This is a genomic window from Streptomyces cellostaticus (assembly GCF_023630175.1).
In the GTDB taxonomy this organism is placed as follows: Bacteria; Actinomycetota; Actinomycetes; order Streptomycetales; family Streptomycetaceae; genus Streptomyces; species Streptomyces cellostaticus_A.
Genome location: NZ_JALLIN010000037.1, coordinates 37,404 through 58,987, shown reverse-complemented (window position 1 = coordinate 58,987; position 21,584 = coordinate 37,404). Strand labels below are relative to the sequence as shown.

Annotated in this window: 17 protein-coding genes; 9 read left to right on the top strand and 8 right to left on the bottom strand. The window is 74.3% G+C overall.

The annotated features are described in order from the left end of the window. Positions 1-177 precede the first annotated feature (177 nt). A complete protein-coding gene (locus MXD57_RS22725; protein WP_250403604.1) occupies positions 178-501 on the bottom strand; it encodes a hypothetical protein in 324 nt (107 codons plus the stop codon). Positions 502-900: 399 nt separating this feature from the next. Here MXD57_RS22725 and MXD57_RS22720 point away from each other — a divergent pair, with 399 nt between their 5' ends. Further along, positions 901-2,025, top strand: a complete 1,125-nt coding sequence (locus MXD57_RS22720; RefSeq protein ID WP_250403603.1) for a PLP-dependent cysteine synthase family protein — start codon at positions 901-903, stop codon at positions 2,023-2,025. Between the two features lie 20 nt (positions 2,026-2,045). Here MXD57_RS22720 and MXD57_RS22715 read toward each other — a convergent pair whose 3' ends face one another. Then, positions 2,046-2,876 carry a DeoR/GlpR family DNA-binding transcription regulator gene (locus MXD57_RS22715; protein ID WP_250403602.1) on the bottom strand — a complete coding sequence of 277 codons (831 nt, stop codon included), beginning with the start codon at positions 2,874-2,876 and terminating at the stop codon, positions 2,046-2,048. A 304-nt stretch (positions 2,877-3,180) separates the two neighbouring features. On the opposite strand from MXD57_RS22715, the gene MXD57_RS22710 reads away from it, so the two are divergent. Further along, positions 3,181-5,511, top strand: coding sequence for a hypothetical protein (locus tag MXD57_RS22710; RefSeq protein ID WP_250403601.1), 2,331 nt, complete (start codon positions 3,181-3,183; stop codon positions 5,509-5,511). A gap of 18 nt (positions 5,512-5,529) precedes the next feature. Here the strand turns inward: MXD57_RS22710 and MXD57_RS22705 are convergent, their stop codons facing one another. The 4 genes from MXD57_RS22705 to MXD57_RS22690 all read right to left on the bottom strand — a co-directional run bounded on the left by MXD57_RS22705 (position 5,530) and on the right by MXD57_RS22690 (position 10,137). Next, positions 5,530-7,971, bottom strand: a complete 2,442-nt coding sequence (locus tag MXD57_RS22705) for a right-handed parallel beta-helix repeat-containing protein (protein ID WP_250403600.1) — start codon at positions 7,969-7,971, stop codon at positions 5,530-5,532. 110 nt (positions 7,972-8,081) lie between these two features. After that, on the bottom strand, positions 8,082-8,687 hold the full coding sequence (locus MXD57_RS22700) for an Rv1733c family protein (RefSeq protein ID WP_250403599.1): 606 nt from the start codon (positions 8,685-8,687) through the stop codon (positions 8,082-8,084). A 148-nt stretch (positions 8,688-8,835) separates the two neighbouring features. After that, the gene (locus MXD57_RS22695; protein ID WP_250403598.1) at positions 8,836-9,660 is read right to left on the bottom strand and encodes an MOSC domain-containing protein; all 825 of its coding nucleotides are present in this window, start codon (positions 9,658-9,660) and stop codon (positions 8,836-8,838) included. Positions 9,661-9,702: 42 nt separating this feature from the next. Beyond that, positions 9,703-10,137 carry a DUF6643 family protein gene (locus MXD57_RS22690; protein ID WP_250403597.1) on the bottom strand — a complete coding sequence of 145 codons (435 nt, stop codon included), beginning with the start codon at positions 10,135-10,137 and terminating at the stop codon, positions 9,703-9,705. Between the two features lie 292 nt (positions 10,138-10,429). Here MXD57_RS22690 and MXD57_RS22685 point away from each other — a divergent pair, with 292 nt between their 5' ends. Continuing rightward, positions 10,430-11,782, top strand: a complete 1,353-nt coding sequence (locus MXD57_RS22685; protein ID WP_250403596.1) for a TerD family protein — start codon at positions 10,430-10,432, stop codon at positions 11,780-11,782. Between the two features lie 6 nt (positions 11,783-11,788). On the opposite strand, the gene MXD57_RS22680 is transcribed toward MXD57_RS22685, so the two are convergent. Continuing rightward, positions 11,789-12,964 carry a glycosyltransferase gene (locus MXD57_RS22680; RefSeq protein ID WP_250403595.1) on the bottom strand — a complete coding sequence of 392 codons (1,176 nt, stop codon included), beginning with the start codon at positions 12,962-12,964 and terminating at the stop codon, positions 11,789-11,791. A 57-nt stretch (positions 12,965-13,021) separates the two neighbouring features. On the opposite strand from MXD57_RS22680, the gene MXD57_RS22675 reads away from it, so the two are divergent. The 6 genes from MXD57_RS22675 (at position 13,022) to MXD57_RS22650 (ending at position 19,976) form a co-directional block, all read left to right on the top strand. Further along, positions 13,022-13,816 (top strand): glutamate racemase, encoded by a 795-nt coding sequence (locus tag MXD57_RS22675; protein WP_250403594.1) that lies wholly within the window; start codon positions 13,022-13,024, stop codon positions 13,814-13,816. A gap of 95 nt (positions 13,817-13,911) precedes the next feature. Beyond that, positions 13,912-14,457, top strand: coding sequence for a hypothetical protein (locus MXD57_RS22670; protein ID WP_250403593.1), 546 nt, complete (start codon positions 13,912-13,914; stop codon positions 14,455-14,457). Between the two features lie 458 nt (positions 14,458-14,915). Continuing rightward, positions 14,916-16,550, top strand: coding sequence for an apolipoprotein N-acyltransferase (lnt, locus tag MXD57_RS22665; RefSeq protein WP_250403592.1), 1,635 nt, complete (start codon positions 14,916-14,918; stop codon positions 16,548-16,550). 41 nt (positions 16,551-16,591) lie between these two features. Beyond that, complete coding sequence (locus MXD57_RS22660) at positions 16,592-17,071, top strand: NUDIX hydrolase (RefSeq protein ID WP_250403591.1); 480 nt, start codon at positions 16,592-16,594, stop codon at positions 17,069-17,071. Positions 17,072-17,125: 54 nt separating this feature from the next. Continuing rightward, positions 17,126-17,947 carry a 3-hydroxybutyrate dehydrogenase gene (locus MXD57_RS22655; RefSeq protein ID WP_250403590.1) on the top strand — a complete coding sequence of 274 codons (822 nt, stop codon included), beginning with the start codon at positions 17,126-17,128 and terminating at the stop codon, positions 17,945-17,947. Between the two features lie 76 nt (positions 17,948-18,023). Continuing rightward, on the top strand, positions 18,024-19,976 hold the full coding sequence (locus MXD57_RS22650) for a helix-turn-helix domain-containing protein (protein ID WP_250403589.1): 1,953 nt from the start codon (positions 18,024-18,026) through the stop codon (positions 19,974-19,976). Positions 19,977-20,020: 44 nt separating this feature from the next. Here MXD57_RS22650 and MXD57_RS22645 read toward each other — a convergent pair whose 3' ends face one another. Next, positions 20,021-21,400 carry an MFS transporter gene (locus MXD57_RS22645; protein WP_250403588.1) on the bottom strand — a complete coding sequence of 460 codons (1,380 nt, stop codon included), beginning with the start codon at positions 21,398-21,400 and terminating at the stop codon, positions 20,021-20,023. Between the last annotated feature and the right edge of the window lie 184 nt (positions 21,401-21,584).

Below are 21,584 nucleotides of genomic sequence, written 5' to 3'. Positions count from 1 at the left end.
GAACCGGAGGAAACACGGAGAACAAACGGATCCAGCAGGGTGCTTGCGTCCAAACGTCCGCCTGCTGTCAGGGCCGGCGAGCTGGTTCGCAGCGTTATCGCCGGTAAACCCAGAGTGACGTGAGACCAGCGTGACGCAGCGGATGCGCTCCCGCAACTCGCCGCCCTCGGCCGCCGGTCAGCCGCCGCGCCCGGCCGCGCGGCGCACCGCTTCGATGAACCGCCGCGCCGCGGGCGGCCCCGGCTCGCCCGGTGCGGGATCGTGCTCGCCCAGCGTCAGCGAGTACCGCTTGCCGTTGAGGTCCGCGTGCGCCCGGTCCTCCGGGGCGAACCACGGCCTGGATGCCCGCACCGCCTGCACCGGCGCACTGTCGATCTCGCTGCCGTAGCTGGTGAGCAACTCCACCCGCCCGTCGCTGATCCGGACCTGCCCGGCCCGGGTGAGCGAACGCAGCCGCTTGTCGATCCGCACGCCCTTGGCCGTGAACTCCGGCTCCGCCATGTCCTGCCGCCCCCTTGTGCGCGTCCTTCGCCGCGGTGCCGGACCGAGTGGGTCCGGATCCGGCCCGTGTCCGGTCGTACCGGTCCGGGCCGACGCGGTGCTGTGGTCCGGTGTGCGCCACGACTGTCCGGTGTGCGCCGCCGTCCGGGACGAGGGTCCCGTCCGGTGCAGTCTGCCCCGGCGAGGGCGGGAGCACCAGTGCGCGGGGGGCGTGCGCGAAGGGCGCCCGGAGCACTCGCGCCAATGCGCCCCCGAGGGACCCGCACCGCTGTGCCCAGGCGTCCCTTTGGGCGGCCCAAAGATGCGTTTATGCAGGTGGGAAGAGGTGTGCAAGGTGCTTATGATGCGAGGAGCCGGCCGCTCGAGGTGCCGTCAACGCTCAGCGTAAGGAGCCCCGCCGTGAGCACGACCCCACAGAACCGGACCGGCGTTACCCTCGACGTCGACCGCAGCGACGCCGCCTACCGCAGCTGGCTGAAAGACGCCGTCCGCAAGGTCCAGGCCGACGCCAACCGCTCGGCGGACACGCACCTGCTGCGCTTCCCGCTGCCCGAGCGGTGGGGCATCGACCTCTACCTGAAGGACGAGTCGACCCACCCCACCGGCAGCCTCAAGCACCGGCTCGCCCGCTCCCTGTTCCTCTACGGCCTGTGCAATGGCTGGATCCGGCCGGACCGCCCGGTGATCGAGGCGTCCAGCGGCTCCACGGCCGTCTCCGAGGCGTACTTCGCCAAGCTGATCGGTGTGCCCTTCATCGCGGTCATGCCGCGCACGACGAGCGCCGAGAAGTGCCGTCTGATCGAGTTCCACGGCGGCCGGTGCCACTTCGTGGACGACTCCCGGAAGATGTACGAGGAGTCCGCCCGCCTCGCGGTGGAGACCGGCGGCCACTACATGGACCAGTTCACCTACGCCGAGCGGGCCACCGACTGGCGCGGCAACAACAACATCGCCGAATCCATCTTCCGGCAACTGGAGTTGGAGCGCTTCCCGGAGCCGGCCTGGATCGTCGCCACGGCCGGCACCGGCGGTACCTCGGCGACCCTCGCGCGCTACGTGCACTACATGCAGTACGACACCCGCATCTGTGTCGCCGACCCGGACAACTCCTGTTTCTTCGAGGGCTGGACCACCGGCGACCCGGACGTCACCTGCGACTGCGGCTCCCGGATCGAGGGCATCGGCCGGCCGCGCATGGAGCCGAGCTTCGTGCCCGGCGCGATCGACCGGATGATGAAGGTCCCGGACGCCGCGAGCGTGGCCGCCGTCCGCGCCCTGGAGCGGGCCATCGGCCGCAAGGCGGGCGGCTCGACGGGTACCGGCCTGTGGAGCGCGCTGAAGATCGTCTCCGAGATGGTGGCCGAGGGCCGCACCGGCAGCGTCGTCACCCTGCTGTGCGACCCCGGTGACCGCTACCTGGACAAGTACTACTCCGACTCCTGGCTCGAGGAGCAGGGCCTGGACATCGCCCCGTACACCGCCGCCATCGAGTCGCTGCTGGCCACGGGCGTCTGGCCGGACTGAGACCCCCGGCCGGCGCGCGGTCAGACCTCCTCGTCGCCCTCGGTCTCGCCCGCCACCACCAGCCGGTGCAGATGCTCGGCGATCTCGGTGCGCGCCTCGGCGGGCAGACCCGCGTCGGTGACCAGCGTGTCCACCTGGGCCAGCCCGGCGAACGAACTCAGGCCGACCGTCCCCCATTTGGTGTGGTCGGCCACCACCACGACCCGGCGCGCCGACTGCACGAGCCGGCGGTTCGTCTCGGCCTCCGCGAGGTTCGGCGTGGACAGTCCGGCCTCCACCGATATCCCGTGGACGCCCAGGAAGAGCAGATCGAAGTGGAGCGCGGCGATCGCCTGGTCGGCGACCGGCCCCACCAGCGAGTCGGACGGGGTGCGCACCCCGCCGGTCAGCACCACCGTCGCCGCGCCCTGCCGCTGCCCGGACGTGCGCTGCGCGGCGTGGAAGACGTCGGCGACCCGCACCGAGTTCGTCACCACGGTCAGGTCGGGCACCTCCAGCAGGTGCTGCGCGAGCGCGTAGGTCGTCGTGCCGCCGGACAGGGCGATCGCCGCGCCCGGCATCACCAGCCGGGCGGCGGACCGCGCGATGTCCTCCTTGGCGGTCAGCTCCAGAGCCGACTTCGCCTCGAAACCGGGCTCGTGCGTGCTCGCCTCGACCACCGGTACCGCGCCGCCGTGCACCTTCTCCAGCATTCCCTGACGGGCCAGCGCGTCCAGATCGCGCCGCACCGTCATGTCGGACACGCCGAGCTTGCGGGTCAGCTCGTTGACCCGGACGCCGCCCCGGCGCCGGACCTCGTCCAGGATCAGGGCGCGGCGCTGCTCCGCGAGGAGGTTCTGATTCTCGCTCACGTGCGCTCCGGTCCCTTCGCCGCGATCCGTCGTCCGACCCGCCCGCCGTACCGGCTCCGACCTGGTGGTCCGGCGGCCCGCGGGGCAGGGGCGCTCCATCCTTTCACGGGACGGCGGCGGTCGCGCCACCACCTTCCCGACGCGCACATGCCATCACGGCCGGTATCCGGCGCCGGTGACCCGGGTCCTGTCACACGGATTGGCGGGATTCGCCGGCCGGAGGTGTACGCGGGCCCGGAAACGGAGAACCTGAAGCCCGCGTGGGCAGCTGCCCGGCAGGCGCGTCACGGGGGAGGTGCTGACAGTGGAACGTCCGCGGCAACGCCTCACCGGGCCGCAGACGGACGGCTCCGCCCTACGGCCCGCACCGGCCGGCGCCGAGCTCGAACTCCTGGTGCACGGGGTGGGCGGCGCCACTCCCGAGAAGATGCTCGACGACCCGCGCACCGTCCGGATCACCGGCGACGACACGGCCGCGATCTTCCGGCGCGCCGCCGACGCCGGGAAGCCGGCCGCCGCGCAAGGTCCCCGCGGCGAACCGGTCCGGGAGGCGTACGTCTGGTGCAACCTCACCTCCGGCGACGGCACCCGCGCCCTGTGGCTCCTGCTGCTGCCCTTCATGGTGGTCAACCTCGCCCACTGGATGCGCCCCGCCACCCACGGACGCAGGCGGACCGTCCGGTTCTACGGCGTCCTCGTGCGGCTGGCCGCGCTCACCCTGACCGTGCTGTTCACGGCCGCCGCCTGCGAGGTCGCGCTCGACCTGGTCGCCTGGCAGTGCGCCGGCGTCCCGGACTGCGCCCGCCGCCACACCTGGCTGGGCTTCCTCTCGCCGGCCGTGGCCGGAGACGCCTGGTGGACCCGGCCGGGCCGTCGCCTCGCGCTCGCCGCGCTGGTCCCGGCCGCGCTGACCGCGCTGCTCTGGTACCTCTCGCACCGCACCTGGAACGCCTACGAGTCCCACCGGCCGATGTCCCGCGACCCGGGGCCGCAGACCGACGGGAGCGCCCTGGCCCGGCCCGGGTTCTGGTACGGGCGCCGCCTGGTGGCCCGGCTGCGCGCCGCCCACACCGCGGCCGGTCTGCTCACCGTCGCCGCCGCCGTCGCCGTGCCCACGGCCCGCTTCGACCACCGCCCCGGCGGGCCGGCCGCCCTCGACCTGCTCGGCCGGCTCCTCGGCGCGGCCCTGCTCTGCTGCGCGGCGGCCGTGGTGTGCGTCGTCTGCCGCCGCGGCCGCACCGAGCGGCGCCCCGACCACAGGCTCGACCGCCACCTCGTACGCGGCCTGCCGCTCGGCGCCCTCGTCCTGCTGCTGCTCACCCTCGTCCACGCCGGCTGGTCCCGCCCCGGCTGGCGGTCCGCCGGCCGGCTGCCCGGTGACGCCGCCTTCGGCACCCTCATGCTGGCCCAGGGACTGCTCGTCGTCGTCCTCGCCGTCGTCGCCCGCGACCTGTACCGCCGGCGCCCCGACCCGCGCGCCGCGGGACGCGGCCTCGGCGGGCCGGCGGTGGCACTGCTCGCCTGCGCGCTGGGCGGGGTCATGTCCGGCGGCGTCGCGCAGCGCGTCGCCGACTGGCTGGACGGCACCCGTGTCCTCCTCGACGGGCCGCCGGTGCTGCTGACCTGGCAGGCCTCCGTCATCCCTCCGCTGCTCGCGGTGCTGCTGCCCCTCGCCGCCCACCTGGCCCGGCGCACCGCCCGGCTCGCCCGCACCGAGCGCGACCGGGTACGGCACGAGCATCCGGGCGAACCCGAGGACCCCGCCCGTACCCGCCGTATCGCCCATGCACGGGCCACGGCCACCCTCACCGACCGGGCGCCGCTGGTCATCGGCGTGCTCTGCGCCACCACCCTGTCGCTGGGTACCGTCGCGCTCGCGGGCGCCCTGGCCACCGGCGAGCCTCCCGAAGGAGCGGCCCGCGGGACGTACGGCGTGGTCCGCGCGGTCGCCGAGACCTCGCAGGCGCTGGGTTCCTGGCTGGTCGGAATAGGGTTCCTGCTGTTCGTCACCTGGGGCCGGCGTGCCTACCGGGACGCCTCCGCGCGGCGCACCATCGGCATCCTCTGGGACGTCGGCACGTTCTGGCCGCGCGCCGCCCACCCCTTCGCCCCGCCCTGCTACGCCGAGCGCGCGGTGCCGGACCTGACCTGGCGGATGGCCACCTGGACGGCGCGCACCGGCGGCAGGCTGGTCCTGTCCGGCCACTCCCAGGGCAGCGTGCTGGCCGCGTCCGCCGCCTGGCAGCTCGGCCCGTCGGCCCGCGGACGGGTGGCCCTGCTCACCTACGGCTCCCCGCTGGAGCGCCTCTACGGCCGATGGTTCCCGGCCCACTTCGGCCCGCCCGCGCTGGCCGCGCTGCACCGGGACGTCGCCTGCTGGCGCAACCTCCACCGCCCCACCGACCCCATCGGCGGCCCGGTCCGGGTCCCCGGCGGCCGCGGCCCCGAGGTCGACCACGAGCCCCTGCGCGACCCCCTCGCCTACGGCCGTACCCCCGAGCACCCGCTTCCGGCCCCGGTCCTCGGCCACTCCGACTACCAGGCCGACCCGGCGTTCGCCCGTGAACGAGCACGCCTCCTGGCCCGCCTGCGCCCGGACCTGCCCACACAGCGTCCGGAACACCCCGAACGCTGACGGCCCGGGGCGCTTCGGTCAGGGCAGCTCGGGCAGGTCCTCCCCGTACAGCAGGGTCAGGTCGTCGGTGCTGGGGTCCGCGAGCTGGGCGACCCGGCCGGCGTGCCGTTCCACCATCGCCTCGAAGGTCTGACGCGCCGTCCGGCCGTTGCCGAACGCGGCGCCCTTAGGGATCGCGGTGAAGTACTTCAGCAACTCCTCCGAAGCGCCCGGCGCCAGCCGGTACTCGTGCTCCTCGGCCTGCTGCTCCACGATCCTGAGCAGTTCCTCGGGGCCGTAGTCGCCGAAGGTGATGGTCCGGGAGAAGCGGGAGGCCACACCGGGGTTGACGGAGAGGAACCGCTCCATCTCGGCCGTGTAGCCCGCGACGATCACCACCACCGCGTCCCGGTGGTCCTCCATCAGCTTCACCAGCGTGTCGATGGCCTCCTTGCCGAAGTCGCGCCCGGCGTCCTCCGGGGACAGCGCGTACGCCTCGTCGATGAACAGCACACCGCCGCGCGCCCGCTGGAAGGCCTCCTGGGTGCGGATCGCCGTCGAGCCGATGTGCTCACCCACCAGGTCCACCCGGGACACCTCGACCAGATGGCCCTTCTCCAGCACCCCCAGGGACGCGAGGATCTCGCCGTAGAGCCGGGCCACCGTCGTCTTGCCCGTGCCGGGGGAGCCGGTGAAGACCAGGTGCCGTTTGACCGAGGCCGCCTTCAGGCCGGCCTGCTGCCGGCGCCGGCCCACCTCGATCATGTCGGTCAGCGCCCGGACCTCACGCTTGACGCTCTCCAGGCCCACCAGCGCGTCCAGTTCGCCGAGCACGGCCTGCGACGACCGGGCCGGCTGCTCCGGCTCGACCGCGGCGACGGCCGGTTCGGCGTCCAGGGCGCGCTGACCGGGGATCGCGCCGAGCAGGCCCGCGGCCGAGGGGGACGCCGACTGCCCGGCCGTCGCCCGCGGTGGCGGCGGCCGGAGGCCGCCGCTCTCGTCGCTGGTGCAGTCCTCCACCACCGGACCCGTCCCGGAGTCCGGGTCCGGACCGCCGTCCGCGAACTCGTAGCCACCGCGCGCGCACCGCTCCGTACGGCACTTGCGCAGCGTGGTGCGGCATCCGTCGATCACGTGGAAGCCGTAGCCGCCGCTGCCGCTGACCCGGCAGTCCACGAAGGTGCCCCGGCCGCCCGCGGACACGTAGAAGCCCGCCTCGGCGGGGGAGTCCACCGTGCACCGCTCGACGGTGGGGTCGGCGCCCTTGGTGACGATCACACCCGTCTGGGTGCCGTCCAGGGTGCAGTTGCCCAGGTTGCCGCCGCTGCCGTGGTCGCGGAACCAGGCCCCGGTGGCCGCGTCCCGGATCCGGCAGTCGTCGAGCTGCGCCGTGGCGCCGTCGCTCACCGACACCGCCGTGTTGCGCACCTGGTACAGATCGCTGTCGACGACGTCCACGCGTGAGCCGCGGTCCAGCACGAACAGGGCGTCCGGCACGTCGTGCACCCGGCAGGCGTCGAGCACCGCGGTGGCGCCGTCGCTCACCCACACCGCCGGGTAGTCACCGGTGCTGTCGAAGATCTCGCACTGGTTGGCGTCGACCCGGGTGCCCGGGTCCCACACCGACAGGCCGTTGCGGCCGAACTGCCGGACCGTCGTCCGGGTCAGCGTCAGCACCGAGCGGGACCGCAGGTCGATCGCGTTCTCCGGCACGTCGTGGATCCGGCAGTCGGCGAGCGTGAGCACCGCGTCCGTGTCCAGCGTGACCCCGTCGGCCGTGGTGCGGTGCAGATCGCAGTCGGTCAGGTGAGCCGTGGCCCGGCCGGTGACCTGCACCCCGGAGCCCCGGACCTCGTACACCTCGCAACCGACCGCCTCCAGCGCCGAGTTCTCCCCGGTCGCGGTCAGCCCGTTGCCGGCGGCGTGGTGCACCCGGCAGCGCGCGAGCCGGGGGTGGGCGCCGCCGTGGACCGAGACCCCCGCCTGCCCCGCCGCGACGACCTCGCACTCCTCGAACACCCCGCCGGCGCCGTCGAGCACGGCGATACCGATGCCGGCCGGGTTGTCGACGGTGCAGCGGCGCACGGTCGGGCGCGCCCCGCCCCGCACCTCGATGCCCGCGGCGGACCGGGTGACGATCCGCACGTCCCGCAGTTCGGGTGTGCCCTCCTCCACCAGCAGTGCGGGCGCCGCCGCGTCCTGGCCCTCCACATGCAGGTCCTGCACCACCGCCGAGGCCCGTACGGTCAGCGGGACGCCGTCCGCCGGGGCGATCCGCACCGAGCCGGGCGCGCCCTCGGGACCCCGCAGGGTCACCGGCCGCCGCACGACCAGGTTCTCCCGGTAGGTGCCGGGAGCGATGGTGAGGACGTCGCCGTCGGCGGCGGCCTCCAGGGCTGCGGCGAGCGATGCGTACTCACCCGTGCGGCGACGCCACCGCGACGTACCGCTGTGCGTCACCTGGACCGTGCCCTGTGCCATGGCGTTGCCGTGCCCCCACCTCGTAGTACGCGGGTTTTGGTGCCGAATGCGAGTCGGCCGCTCCACCGTAGCGTGCGCGCGGGTGGTGGGATGACCAGAGCCGGAAGCCGTCAGCTGCCGGTGCCCGCCTTGCCCCAGTCCGGACCGGCCCGGTCCCAGGCCCGGTCCCAACGCGCGTACCGGCGGCGGACCATGCGCCACACGATCAGCCGCCGGCCGCAGTCGACCAGCCCCGTGGTCAGCAACGCGGCGCCCACGCCCGCGAGTACGGCGTGCGTCGTCGCCGTGGGGGAGTCCAGCGGGCGTGTCGTCACCTGGCCGTTCCGGTCCGTCCAGAGCGCGAAGCGGTCGCCCGGACGCGGCGATCTGAGTTTCGCCAGGGCCGGTCCGCGGCGGTGGCCGCCGTCGGGCGCCGTCCAGTCGGCGAGGACCCGGCTGTGGGCGTCCCGCACCGCGCTGGTGTCGGGGTCGGTCTCCACCGGGGCGCCGTCGAGTCCTCGCACCACGGTGGCCTCGACGAGGTGGCGTTCGTGCTGCTGCTCCCGCGCGGAGCGCTGCAGGGAGTCCTGAGCCGCCAGGCCGACCAGGACGCCCGCCACGGGCGCGGCCACGGCGATCAGCACCAGTGCCACGACGGCCACCCAGGCCTCGGTCAGATCGGTCGCGCGGCGCAGCGGATTGTGCCGCCAGCGCCACAGGCCCATGATGGCCCGCACGTCCTCCACCCCCTTCCGCCCCCCGGTGGTCCCCCGAGGAGCCACCCGCCCCCGGGCCCGGGTCGCGGCGGGTGAGCCGCGCCCCGGGCCGTTCACGCCCCGCTCATGGTGCCCCAACGACCGGGCCACGCGCCGCGGTTCCCGTGAGTCACGACAACACCCGTACCGGGTCACCCACCCTGATGGTGCCGGGTGCGAGCGGCACCAGGTTCTGGCCGAACAGCAGCCGGCCGCCGGTCCTGCGGTGCCGGGCCAGGGTGTGCAGCGGCTCCCGGCCGCGCCGGGTGGTGTCCTGGTCGGTCGTGGTCACCACACAGCGCGCGCAGGGCCTGGCCACCCGGAAGTCCACCTCGCCGATGGAGAGGGCGGACCAGCCGTCCTCCGCCCACGGCTCGGTGCCCTCGACGACGACGCTCGGCCGGAAGCGGTTCATCGGCAGCGGACCCTCGGCGGCGTGCTCGCCCCGCGCGATCAGTTCGTTCAGGGCGCCGAGGGAGGCGGCGCCGGTGAGCAGCAGGGGATAGCCGTCGGCGAAGCTCACCGTCTCGCCCGGCCGGGCGAACTCGGGGTCCAGCGGACGGCGGGAGCCCGGCTCGTCCATGTGGACGAGCCGGACATCCTCGCCCAGATGGGCGGAACACCACGCGTGTGAGGTGCCGGACGCCGGGACCGCCGCCACCTCGGTGCCGAAGACGTCCACCGCCACCGTGGCGGCCGGTTCCGGGACCGCGACCTCCAGCGGTTCCCGTCCGGGCGCGGACAGGCGAACGCCGCCGCCGGGCAAGGGCTCGGCGGCGGCGAGCGCGAGACGCGGCTGCTCGCGTCGTGTGACGACCTTTCCCCCGTCGTCGATCAGTGTCCAGCGCCGGTCCCCGGCCAGCCCCCAGGGCTCCACCACGGCCTCCCGGGGCGATACACCCCGGAACGACTTGACCGGATGGACGTGGATCGACCGCAGTCGTGCGTTCCCCATGCGGTCATCGTGCCAGGCGGGGACGGCAGCCGGGGGCGCGGGTCAGTAGCCGCGGTACTGCTGGCCGTTGTACGGGTCCTGGTACGGAGCCGGCGCGGGCCGGGGGGGCGCCGGGCGCATCGCCTCGTACCCCGTGCCGCCGGCCATCGGGCGCTGCTGCTGCGCCTGCGGGCCGGGGTAGCCGCGCGGTGCGCTCGCCTGCTGCGGGATGTACGCCGTGGGCGCCTGCTGCAGCGGGGAGGAGTGCTGCGCCTGCGGATAGCCGTAGGAGGGGACCTGGTGCGACGGACCCGCGGGGAGGGCGGGCAGCGCCGACGGCAGCGCGGGCAGACTGCTGCCCGTGTCGTACGCGGCGGGGACCCGGATCGGGGCGATCTGCGGGGTACCCCGCTCGGCCACGAGGGAGTCGTAGATCGGGGTGTCCGGGAAGGAGGCGGAGTAGTAGCCGCCGCCATAAGTGGAGCGGGGGGAGGTCATGGCACATAAGTTAAGCCCACGATGTGCTGGTTGGGGAGACCGATAAGAGGGTTGTTTTCCGTGTCGGCAGTGACTCGGGATCCCCAATACGAGCGAACTCGGCAAAAATGGACGCCGATCAGGGTTCGGATCGTGTAAAGGCCGAGTTCCTGGCAGGTTACCGACGGTTGACCGGTGATCTTCAGCGGCCGGCCGGCGCCGCTCATGCGCGTTCGCCGCCATCGGGAATAGGTTGGGCGGGTAGCGATCATCCGGGGTGCCCGGGGACGTCCGGGACGCACACCGACACACCATGGGGGCGGACATGACAATGGCGAAAGGATCGAATGCGCCGGTGCCGACCACGGCCCTGCGCGTCGAACTGGGCTGGCGCACGGGACCCTCGGTGCCCGACGCGGACGCCTCGGCGCTGCTGCTGGCGGCCGGAAAGGTCCGCTCCGACGGGGACTTCGTCTTCTACAACCAGCCCGCGCACCCCTCCGGCGCCGTCCGGCACGAGGGCAAGCGGACCGCCGGCGGGCGGGTCACCGACACCCTGCGCGTCGACCTCGCGCGCGTGGAGAGCGGAATCGACCGGATCGTCGTCGCGGCCTCGTCCGACGGCGGGACGTTCGGGCAGGTGCCCGGCCTCTACGTCGAGGTGACCGAGGACGGCGGCGGTGCGGTGGTCGCCCGTTTCGACAGCCCCGGCGCGACCTCCGAGACCGCCTTCCTGCTCGGTGAGTTCTACCGCCGCCAGGGCGGCTGGAAGTTCCGCGCCGTCGGCCAGGGCTACAGCAGCGGACTCGAGGGACTGGCAACGGACTTCGGCATCACCGTCGACGAACCGCAGCGGCCCGCCGCGCCGCCCGCACCCCCGTCCCCGCCCGTGCCGCCGCCTTCCCCCTCCACCGCCCCGCCGCCGGCGCCCGGCGCCCCGTCGGTCACCACGCCGCCGCCGCCCGGCGCTCCGTCGGTCACCACGCCGCCGCCGGCGACCGCGCCCGTCCCGCTGCCGCCGCCCCCGGCCGCGCCGGTCCGCCTCGCCAAGGTCACCCTCACCAAGGCCGCCCCCTCCGTCTCGCTGGCCAAGCAGGGCGGCACCTCCGGAGCCATGCGGGTCAACCTCAACTGGCAGGTGCGCAAGCAGTTCCCGGGCCGGCGCGGCCGATGGGGCGGCGGCCCGGGCGACGTCGACCTCGACCTGTGCGCCCTGTACGAACTCGCCGACGGGCGCAAGGGTGTCGTACAGGCCCTCGGCAACGCCTTCGGCTCGCTGAACCGCCCGCCGTACATCCACCTGGACGGCGACGACCGCACCGGCGCCGTGGCGGGCGGCGAGAACCTCACCGTCAACCTCGACCACAAACAGGACTTCCGGCGCATCCTGGTCTTCGTCACCATCTACGAGGGCGCCGCGTCCTTCGCCGACCTGCACGCCACGGTCACCCTCCAGCCCCGGCACGGCGCCCCGATCGACTTCGCCCTGGACGAGTGCACGGTCCCGTCCACCGTCTGCGCGCTCGCCCTGATCACCAGCGCGGGCGGTGACCTCGTCGTCCAGCGCGAGGCGCGGTACCTGGTGCCCGACCGGGGAGTGAGCCCGCAGCGGACCGTGGACCGCGCCTACGGCTGGGGCATGAACTGGACACCCGGCCGCAAGTGAGCCGGGTCAGCCCTCGTCGGGCCGCACCTCAGGACGCGCGTACGTGCGGCCCTTCCAGGCCGCACCCCGCCCCCGGTAGTGCTGCACGGCCGAGTCCACCGTCATCAGGAGGTAGAGGAGCGCGGTGAACGGCAGCAGCGGCGCCAGCCACGGCGGCTGCCGGTAGTAACGGAGCATCGGCAGGTACGTCCCCGCCATCACCGCCCACGCCGACGCGCCCGCCGCGGCCGTGGCCGTACCGCCCGTGGCCGCTCCCGCCACCACGGCGGCGGGCGGCACCAGGTACACCAGGGCGAGCCCGGCGACCGTGCCGAGCAGCAGGGGCGGGCTGTGCCGCAACTGGGCGTAGGCGCTGCGCGAGACCATCCGCCACAGGTCGTGCAGCCGGGGATAGGGCCGCACGCTGTCCACCCGGTCGGCGAGCCCCAGCCACACGTGACCACCGGCGCGCTTCACCGCGCGCGCCAGGGCGACGTCGTCGATGACGGCGTGCCGGATGGCGTCCGGGATCCCCGCCCGCTCGGCCATGTCCGCGCGCAGCAGCACACAACCGCCCGCAGCGGCCGCCGTACGCGAGCCCCGCCGGCCGATCCGGCGGAACGGATAGAGCTGCGCGAAGAAGTAGACGAAGGCCGGCACCACGAGCCGCTCCCACAGGCTCGCCACCCGCAGCCGCGCCATCTGCGACACCACGTCGAAGCCGCCGGCGGCGGCCGCGGCCACCAGTTCGCGCAGGCTGTCCGGCGCGTGCGCGATGTCGGCGTCCGTCAGGAGCAGGTACTCGGGGGCACGCGCGCGTGCGAGGGCGACGCCGTGCCGCACCGCCCAGAGCTTGCCCGTCCAGCCCGCGGGCGGCTCGCCCGGGGAGTCCACCGTGAGGGGCAGCCCTCCGCAGCGGGCGGCCAGATCGCGGGCCAGTTCCCCGGTGCCGTCCGTGCTCCCGTCGTCCACCAGGACGATCTCGGCGCGCCCCGGATAGTCCTGGGCGAGCAGCGACGGCAGGCTCGCGGGCAGCACCGCGGCCTCGTCGCGGGCCGGGACCACCACGCACACCGACGGCCAGTGGCCCGGAACGCGGCGCGGTGGCAGCCGGACGTCCGTGCGCCAGAAGAAGCCCTGGCACAGCAGCAGCCAGCACCAGGCGGCGAGGGAGGCGACGGCGATCCACACGAGGGCGCTCACGGGCGCAGTCTGCCCCACCCGACCGGCCGCCCGGAGCCCATCGTCTATCGTGGCCGGGTGAAGATCGCGCTCATGGACTCCGGAATCGGCCTGCTGGCGGCCACCGCCGCGGTACGGCGCCTGCGGCCCGACGCGGACCTCGTCCTCTCCCTCGACCCCGACGGCATGCCCTGGGGGCCGCGCACCACCGAGGACCTCACCACACGCGCCCTGGCCGTCGCCGACGCCGCCGCGGCCCACCGGCCGGACGCCCTGATCATCGGCTGCAACACCGCCACCGTGCACGCGCTGCCCGCCCTGCGCGCCCGTCTGGAGCCCGGCATCCCGGTGGTCGGCACGGTCCCGGCGATCAAGCCGGCCGTCGCCGGCGGCGGCCCGGTCGCCATCTGGGCCACGCCCGCCACCACCGGCAGCCCCTACCAGCGCGGCCTCATCGAGGAGTTCGCCGACGGCGTCCGGGTCGCCGAGGTGCCCTGCTGGGGACTGGCCGAGGCAGTGGAGCACGCGGACGAGGCGGCCATCGACGCCGCCGTCGCCGCCGCGGCCGCACTGACCCCGGACGACGTCACGACCGTCGTCCTGGGCTGCACCCACTACGAACTGGTCGCGGACCGCATCCGCGCCGCCGTGCGCACCACCGGCGCCGGCCCGCTCGCGCTGCGCGGCTCCGCCGGGGCGGTCGCCGCCCAGGCGCTGCGCCGCCTCGGCGAACGGCCCGCCCCCGAGGCCCCGGCCGGGGGCACGCTGACGGTCATCCTCAGCGGACGCGAGGGCACGCTGCCCGCGAGCGCGCTGCACTACCCCGAGGGACGGCTGCTGCCCTCCGCCGGCCCGCTCGCCGACCGGCACTGACCTGAGGCGCCCGTCCGGCCGCTGTCCGGGCCGCCGGCACGGTCACCCTCCGCGAGCGGGTACCCGCGCACCGAAACCTGAGTAACCTCGTATCCATGAGCGAGCACCGCCACGCCGAGGACGCCTCGCACTCCGACGTCTGGACCGGCCGCGCCACCAACCGGGTCCAGTGGCTGCTGGCGCTGGCCGGCGCTGCCTGCATGGCGCTCGGCATCGAGCTGGCCGTGGACTCCGCCTGGACCTCCGGCGTCGCCGCGCTGGCGATGTCGGTCGTCGGCTGCATCGCGGCCGGCCTGCTGGTCCTGTTCGGCACGCTGGCCTTCGTACACGTCGACCTGAAGCTCGAGAAGGACTGCCTGGAGGTGCGCTGCGGCCACATCGGCGTGCCGCGCCGCCGTATCCCGCTGTCCGAGGTCGCCGGAGCCGACTTCGCCGCCCTCGTCACGCCCCGCAACTGGGGCGGCTGGGGTTACCGCTGGCGCCCCGAGAAGGGCACCGCGGTCGTCGTCCGTCGCGGCGAGGGCGTCGTGCTCAGGCTCTGGGACGGCCACACCTTCACGATCACCGTGGACAACGCGGAGTCCGCCGTCCGTGTCATCAGAGCCCGGCTGCGGGCGATCACCCCGGGCACCATCAGCTGACGCGTGGCCGGCTCCGCCGTCGCGGACCGGCCACGGCTCCGCGCCGCCCTCCGCCCCGGGACGCGCCGCCTCCCCCCCCCGCCCCGGGACGCGCCGCCCTCCGCCCCGGGACGCGCCGACCGGCCCGCGGGCGTGCCCGCGTCCGCCCGGACCGCCGCGAAGGCCGCCCCTGCCGCCCGCCGCGCGGACCCGTCGTGCACGCACGCGTGACCGGTGCTGTGACCGGAAAGGTCTGCCGGAGAGCTCGCGGCGTCCGGTGGGGTGCAGCGCAAGGCGGAGCGTCGTCCGCGTACTACTGGACGTACTCGGGTGAGGCGACAACGCGGCGAGGCGCCGTGCCGGGCGTCGCGAGCCGGTGAACCTTTCCGGTCGCGGCACTGGCTCCGGGACTCCGCAGGCGCCCGGGACGTCCTGGACGGCGCTGTCGGCATCCGGGGCGACCGCCGTACACTCCCCGGGTGACCGTCACCGCAACTTCCGTGGACCAGTCCGACCAGCTCAGGCCGCCCTCCGCGCGGGCCGCGCGCGGCGGACGGCTGCTGCGTCTGATCCCGGCCGCCGCCTCCGCCCTCTGCGGAGCGCTGCTCTACGTCAGCTTCCCGCCGCGCACCCTGTGGTGGCTGGCCCTGCCCGCATTCGCCGGCTTCGCCTGGGTGCTGCGCGGGCGTGGCTGGAAGGCGGCCCTCGGTCTCGGCTACCTCTTCGGGCTCGGTTTCCTGCTGCCGTTGCTGGTGTGGACGGGCGTCGAGGTCGGTCCCGGGCCCTGGCTCGCCCTGGTCGCGATCGAGGCGGTCTTCGTGGCCCTCGTCGGCGTCGGTGTGGCCGCGGTGTCGAGACTGCCGGCCTGGCCCCTGTGGGCGGCCGCCCTGTGGACGGCCGGCGAGGCCGTACGCGCGCGCGTGCCCTTCCGCGGCTTCCCCTGGGGCAAGATCGCCTTCGGTCAGGCGGACGGCGTCTTCCTGCCGCTCGCCGCGGTGGGCGGCACCCCCGTGCTCGGCTTCGCCGTCGTCCTGTGCGGGTTCGGCCTGTACGAGGCCGGGCGCCTGGTCGCCGAGCGCCGCCGCACCCGGACGCTGCGCCGCGGTGCGGCGGCGGCCGCCCTGCTGAGCGTCGCCGTCCCGGTGGCCGGGGCGCTCGCCGCGCGGCCCCTGGTGAGCGACAAGGCGCAGGACGGCACCGCGACCGTCGCGGTCATCCAGGGCAACGTGCCACGGGCCGGTCTGGAGTTCAGCGCCCAGCGCCGGGCCGTGCTCGACCACCACGTGCGCGAGACGCTCAGGCTCGCCGCCGACATCAAGGCGGGCAGGGCCGCCCGGCCCGACTACGTGCTGTGGCCGGAGAACTCCTCCGACATCGACCCCTTCACCAACCCGGACGCGGCCGCCGTCATCAACGAGGCGGCCAGGGCCGTCGGTGTGCCCATCTCGGTCGGCGGTGTCGTAGAGAAGGACGGCAGGCTGCTCAACGAGCAGATCCTGTGGGACCCGGTCGAGGGACCGACCCAGACCTACGACAAGCGGCAGGTCCAGCCGTTCGGCGAGTACCTTCCGCTGCGCGGCCTGGTCGGTGCGATCAACAAGGACTGGACCGGCATGGTCCGCCAGGACTTCAGCCGGGGCAGCGAACCGGGTGTCTTCGACTTCGGCGGCGCCAGGGTCGGCCTCGCCACCTGCTACGAGGCCGCCTTCGACTGGGCGGTCCGGGACACCGTCACGCACGGCGCCGAGATGATCTCGGTACCGAGCAACAACGCCACCTTCGACCGCAGCGAGATGACCTACCAGCAGCTCGCCATGTCCCGTGTCCGGGCCGTCGAGCACAGCCGGACCGTGACCGTGCCGGTCACCAGCGGCGTCAGCGCGATCATCATGCCGGACGGCACGATCACCGGGAAGACCGGCATGTTCGTGCCCGCCTACCTCGTGCAGAAGGTGCCGCTGCGCACCTCCGAGACGCCCGCGACCCGGCTGGGCGTCCTGCCGGAGATCGCCCTGGTGCTGGTCGCCGCCGGCGGACTTGGCTGGGCGATCGGTTCCGGTGTGCGCGCCCGGCGCGCGGGTGACGCGCAGGCCCACCCGGCCGTACGCCCCTGACGGGCGCGGGTGGCCGCGCACCGGCCCGTTAGGGTCGGTGCATGGCTACTCCTGACTTCATCCGCACCCTGCGGGCCAGCGCCGGTCAGCAACTGCTCTGGCTCCCCGGGGTCACCGCGATCGTCCTCGACGACGACGGCAGGGTGCTGCTGGGCCGGCGGTCGGACACCCGCAGATGGTCGGTGATCGGAGGCATCCCGGAGCCGGGCGAGCAGCCCGCGGCCTGCGCGGTGCGGGAGGTGTTCGAGGAGACGGCGGTGACGTGTGTTCCCGAGCGCGTCGTGCTCGTCCAGGCCCTCGAGCCGGTCACCTACGCCAACGGCGACGTCTGCCAGTACATGGACATCACGTTCCGCTGCCGTGCCGTGGGCGGCGAGGCCCGGGTCAACGACGACGAGTCGCTGGAGGTGGGCTGGTTCACGGTGGACGCCCTGCCGGACCTGAACGAGTTCGGGCTGCTCCGGATCAAGCAGGCCATGTCCGATGCACCCACATGGTTCAGCCCTATGACTATGGGCTGAAGTGTGGGTGGTGACCACATGTGGTGAGGGGTGGGCCCCGCCTATCGTCGGCTCATGACCACGCCCAGCCCGCCACCGGCCGTCCAGCCCCCCGCCCCGCACCCCACCCTCGACCTCGGCGGCCGCACCGCCCTCGTCACCGGAGCCGCCGGTGGCATCGGGCGCGCCTGCGCGCTGCGGCTCGCCGCCGCCGGCGCCGAGGTGAGAGCCGTCGACCGGGACGCGGCCGGCCTCGCCGAACTGGCGGAAGCCGCCCGGCGGGCCGGAGACCTCACCGGCACGGTCGTCCCGCACGCCCTGGACCTGACCGATCTCGACGCCGCCGAGCGCGTCGCCGCCGGCACCGACGTCCTGGTCAACAACGCCGGGCTGCAGCTGGTGCGCCCTCTGGAGCAGTTCCCGCCCGACGTCTTCCACACCGTGCTGACGGTGATGCTGGAGGCACCGTTCCGGCTCATCCGCGGCGCCCTGCCCCACATGTACGCGCAAGGATGGGGGAGGATCGTCAACGTGTCCTCCGTGCACGGACTGCGCGCCTCGGCCTTCAAGTCCGCCTATGTGGCGGCCAAGCACGGCCTCGAGGGCCTGTCCAAGACGGCCGCACTGGAAGGCGCCCCGCACGGGGTGACCTCCAACTGCGTGAACCCCGCCTATGTGCGCACCCCCCTGGTCGAGCAGCAGATCGCCGACCAGGCGCGGGCGCACGGCCTCCCCGAGGAACGCGTCCTGGCCGAGATCCTGCTGAAGGACAGTGCCCTCCGGCGGCTGATCGAACCCGAGGAGGTGGCCCACGCCGTGGCCTACCTGTGCGGCCCGCAGGCCTCCTTCGTCACCGGCACCTCCCTCGTCCTCGACGGTGGCTGGACGGCCCACTGAGCGGGCCGGCGCCGCCGGGCCCGGGAGTTTTCCACAGGCCCGGCAGGCCGGGCCGCCGATGCGGAATCCTGTGACCATGTCTCGCGATCACGTCCAGCCGGCCGGACCCCCCGCCCCCGGGGGCGGCACCGCGGTGCCCGACGACGTCCCGGGCACCCCGTACCTCGAGCTGCTGGCCCGCGACGCCCCCGTGGAGGCCTACGAGCAGCCGGTGCTGCTCGCCCGTGCCGAGGGCCGGCCGGCCGAGAGGGTCGCCGCGCTGGAACGGGCCAAAATGCTCGCCCTGCGGGTCCGCTCCGAGCTGGAGGGGCGCCGCAGACGCGAGGCCGAGCTGTCCGCGCTGTTCGAGACCGCCCACGACCTGGCCGGCCTGCGGGACCTGGACGCCGTCCTGCAGGCCATCGTGCAGCGGGCCCGGTCCCTGCTGGGCACGGACGTCGCCTATCTCAGCCTCAACGACCCGGCCCGCGGCGACACCTACATGCGGGTGACCGAGGGCTCCGTGGCCGCCCGCTTCCAGCAGCTCCGCCTCGGCATGGGCGAGGGGCTCGGCGGACTGGTCGCGCAGACCGCGCGGCCGTACGTCACCGACGACTACTTCAAGGACGCCCGCTTCCAGCACACCCGCGCCATCGACGCCGGCGTCGAGGACGAGGGCCTGGTCGCCATCCTCGGCGTACCGCTGACGCTCGGCCCGAACGTGATCGGGGTCCTCTTCGCCGCCGACCGGCGCGCCCGCGTCTTCGAGCGCGGGCAGATCGCCCTGCTCGGCTCCTTCGCCGCGCTCGCCGCGGCCGCCATCGACACCGCCAACCTGCTCACCGAGACCCGCTCGGCGCTGGCCGGTCTCGAACGGGCCAACGAGATCATCCGCGACCGCAGCGCGGTCATCGAGCGCGCCTCCGAGGCGCACGACCGGCTCGCCGAACTGGTGCTGCGCGGCGGCGGGGTGCACGACGTGGCCGCGGCCGTCTCCCAGGTCATCGCCGGCACAGTCGAGTTCACCGAGACGGGCTCGGCCCCGGCCGGAGCCCTGAAGGCGTCCCGGAACGAGGGGCACGCGGTGCGGCACCGGGGCGACTGGATCGCCGCGGTGGCCGCGGGCGGCGAACTCCTCGGCGCGCTCGTGCTGCGCGGCCACCCGGACCTCGACCCCGTCGACCAGCGCACCCTGGAACGCGCGGCGATGGTGACCTCGCTGCTCCTGCTGGCCCGCCGCTCCGCCGCCGAGGCCGAACACCGTGTGCGGGGCGAACTGCTGGACGACCTCCTGGACGCCCGCGACCGCGATCCGCGCCTGCTGCGCGAGCGCGCCGCCCGGCTGCGCGCCGACCTGGACGCCGCCCACGTCGTCCTCGCCGTCCGGCTCGACGGACCGGCCGCCGACGCCGACGAGGAGGCCGCCGCCCGGCGGCGCCTGTGGTCCGCCGCCTCCCATCTCGCCGCCACCCGGCACGGCCTGGCCGCCGCGCGGGACGGCGGCACGGTCCTGCTCCTGCCGCTCGCCGCCGGCGACAGCGCCACCGAACTGGCCCGCCGGACCGCCCGGCATCTCGGCACGGCCGTCCACCAGCCCGTCACGGTCGGCGCCTCCGCCCCGGTCAGCGATCTCACCGTCCACCACGACACCGTCGCCGGTGCCTACGCGGAGGGCCGCCGCTGCCTGGACGCGCTGCTCCTGCTGGGCCGCGGCGGGGACGGCGCGGCGGCCGAGGACTTCGGCTTCCTCGGCCTGCTGCTCGCCGGAGACCGGGACGTGGGCGGCTTCGTCGGCCGCACCATCGGTCCGGTCGTGGACTACGACGAGCGCCGCGGCACGGAACTGCTGCACACCCTGGACGCCTACTTCGCCTGCGCGATGAGCCCGGCCCGCACCAAGGACGCCCTCCACGTGCACGTGAACACGGTCGCCCAGCGGCTGGAGCGGGTGGGCCGCCTGCTCGGCGGGGACTGGCAGACGCCGGCCCGCACCCTGGAGATCCAGCTCGCCCTGCGGCTGCACCGGCTGGCGACCCCGGAACGGCACTGACCGGCCCCCCGCGAGGGGAGCCGGCCGGTGGGGGAGTCGGCCGGTCAGACGGTGCCCGCCGCCGCGGCGGCGGGCTTCGCGTCGGCGGGCTCGCCGTCCCGGTCCTCCACCCGGGCGAGGTCACGGTGCCGGGTCTCCTTGGCCACGCCCACGGCGATCAGGGTGAGCACGGCCGCCGCGATCACGTACAGGGCGATCGGGGTGGAGCTGCCGTAGTCGGACAGCAGCGCCGTCGCGATCAGCGGGGCGGGCGCACCGGCGGCCACGGAGGCGAACTGGGCGCCGATGGAAGCCCCGGAGTAGCGCATCCGGGTCGCGAACATCTCGGCGAAGAACGCCGCCTGGGGCGCGTACATGGCACCGTGCAGCACCAGCCCGACGGTCACGGCGAGCAGCAGGTACCCGAAGGAACCGGTGTCGACGAGCGAGAAGAACGGGAACATCCACAGTCCGACGCCGGCCGCGCCCAGCAGGTACACGGGCCGCCGTCCGACCCGGTCGGAGAGCGCGCCCCAGGCCGGGATCACGGCGAAGTGCACGGCGGAGGCGATGAGCACGGCGTTCAGCGCGGTCTGCTTCGAGACGCCGGCGGACGTCGTGGCGTAGACGAGGATGAACGCGGTGATCACGTAGTAGCTGATGTTCTCCGCCATGCGGGCACCGACGGCGACCAGCACGTCCTTCCAGTGGTGGCGCAGCACGGAGACGAGCGGCGGCTTCTCCGGCTCTCCGCCGCGCCGGGTCTCGGCCCGCCGCAGCGCCTCCCGGAAGACGGGGGACTCGTCCACGGAGAGACGGATCCACAGACCGACCATCACCAGCACACCGGAGAGCAGGAACGGTATCCGCCATCCCCAGGTGCCGAAGGCGTCGTCCGAGAGCACGGCGGTGAGCAGCGACAGCACACCGGTCGCCAGCAACTGCCCGGCCGGCGCCCCCGTCTGAGGCCACGCGGCCCAGAACCCGCGCCGCCGCGCGTCTCCGTGCTCGGAGACCAGCAGTACGGCACCGCCCCACTCGCCGCCGAGCGCGAATCCCTGCACCAGGCGCAGCGTGGTCAGCAGGACCGGCGCGGCGGAGCCGACGGTCGCGTGCGTGGGCAGCAGACCGATGGCGAAGGTAGCCCCGCCCATCAACAGCAGGCTCAGCACCAGCAGCTTCTTGCGCCCCAGCCGGTCGCCGTAGTGCCCGAACACCAGTGCCCCGATGGGGCGGGCCGCGAATCCGACGGCATACGTCAGGAACGACAGCAGCGTTCCGACGAGCGGGTCGGAGTCCGGGAAGAAGAGCTTGTTGAACACCAGCGCGGCAGCGGAACCGTACAGGAAGAAGTCGTACCACTCGATGGTGGTGCCGATGAGGGACGCGGCGACGATGCGACGGAGGTTGGAGGGCTGTGGGGGAGCGGTCGCGGGGGAGGACATCGGCACCACTTCCTGGCGTGTGACGGGGACGTTTGCGTGTCGCCACACCGTAGAAACACACAGGTCAGAGGCGTATGTGGTGGGACACCATAGTTCCAGGTGTGGGAGTGCGCGCGCCCACCATGGAGCCGGTACTGGGGTCTTCGGTGGAGCCTCAACGAGGCCACGGAGCACGCTGTCCGAG

Coding starts and splice junctions, on each gene's coding strand:
- MXD57_RS22725 (WP_250403604.1), bottom strand. CDS start 501: ATGGCGGAGCCGGAGTTCACGGCCAAGGGCGTGCGGATCGACAAGCGG.
- MXD57_RS22705 (WP_250403600.1), bottom strand. CDS start 7,971: ATGGCACAGGGCACGGTCCAGGTGACGCACAGCGGTACGTCGCGGTGG.
- MXD57_RS22695 (WP_250403598.1), bottom strand. CDS start 9,660: ATGGGGAACGCACGACTGCGGTCGATCCACGTCCATCCGGTCAAGTCG.
- MXD57_RS22690 (WP_250403597.1), bottom strand. CDS start 10,137: ATGACCTCCCCCCGCTCCACTTATGGCGGCGGCTACTACTCCGCCTCC.
- MXD57_RS22685 (WP_250403596.1), top strand. CDS start 10,430: ATGGGGGCGGACATGACAATGGCGAAAGGATCGAATGCGCCGGTGCCG.
- MXD57_RS22670 (WP_250403593.1), top strand. CDS start 13,912: ATGAGCGAGCACCGCCACGCCGAGGACGCCTCGCACTCCGACGTCTGG.
- MXD57_RS22660 (WP_250403591.1), top strand. CDS start 16,592: ATGGCTACTCCTGACTTCATCCGCACCCTGCGGGCCAGCGCCGGTCAG.
- MXD57_RS22655 (WP_250403590.1), top strand. CDS start 17,126: ATGACCACGCCCAGCCCGCCACCGGCCGTCCAGCCCCCCGCCCCGCAC.
- MXD57_RS22650 (WP_250403589.1), top strand. CDS start 18,024: ATGTCTCGCGATCACGTCCAGCCGGCCGGACCCCCCGCCCCCGGGGGC.
- MXD57_RS22645 (WP_250403588.1), bottom strand. CDS start 21,400: ATGTCCTCCCCCGCGACCGCTCCCCCACAGCCCTCCAACCTCCGTCGC.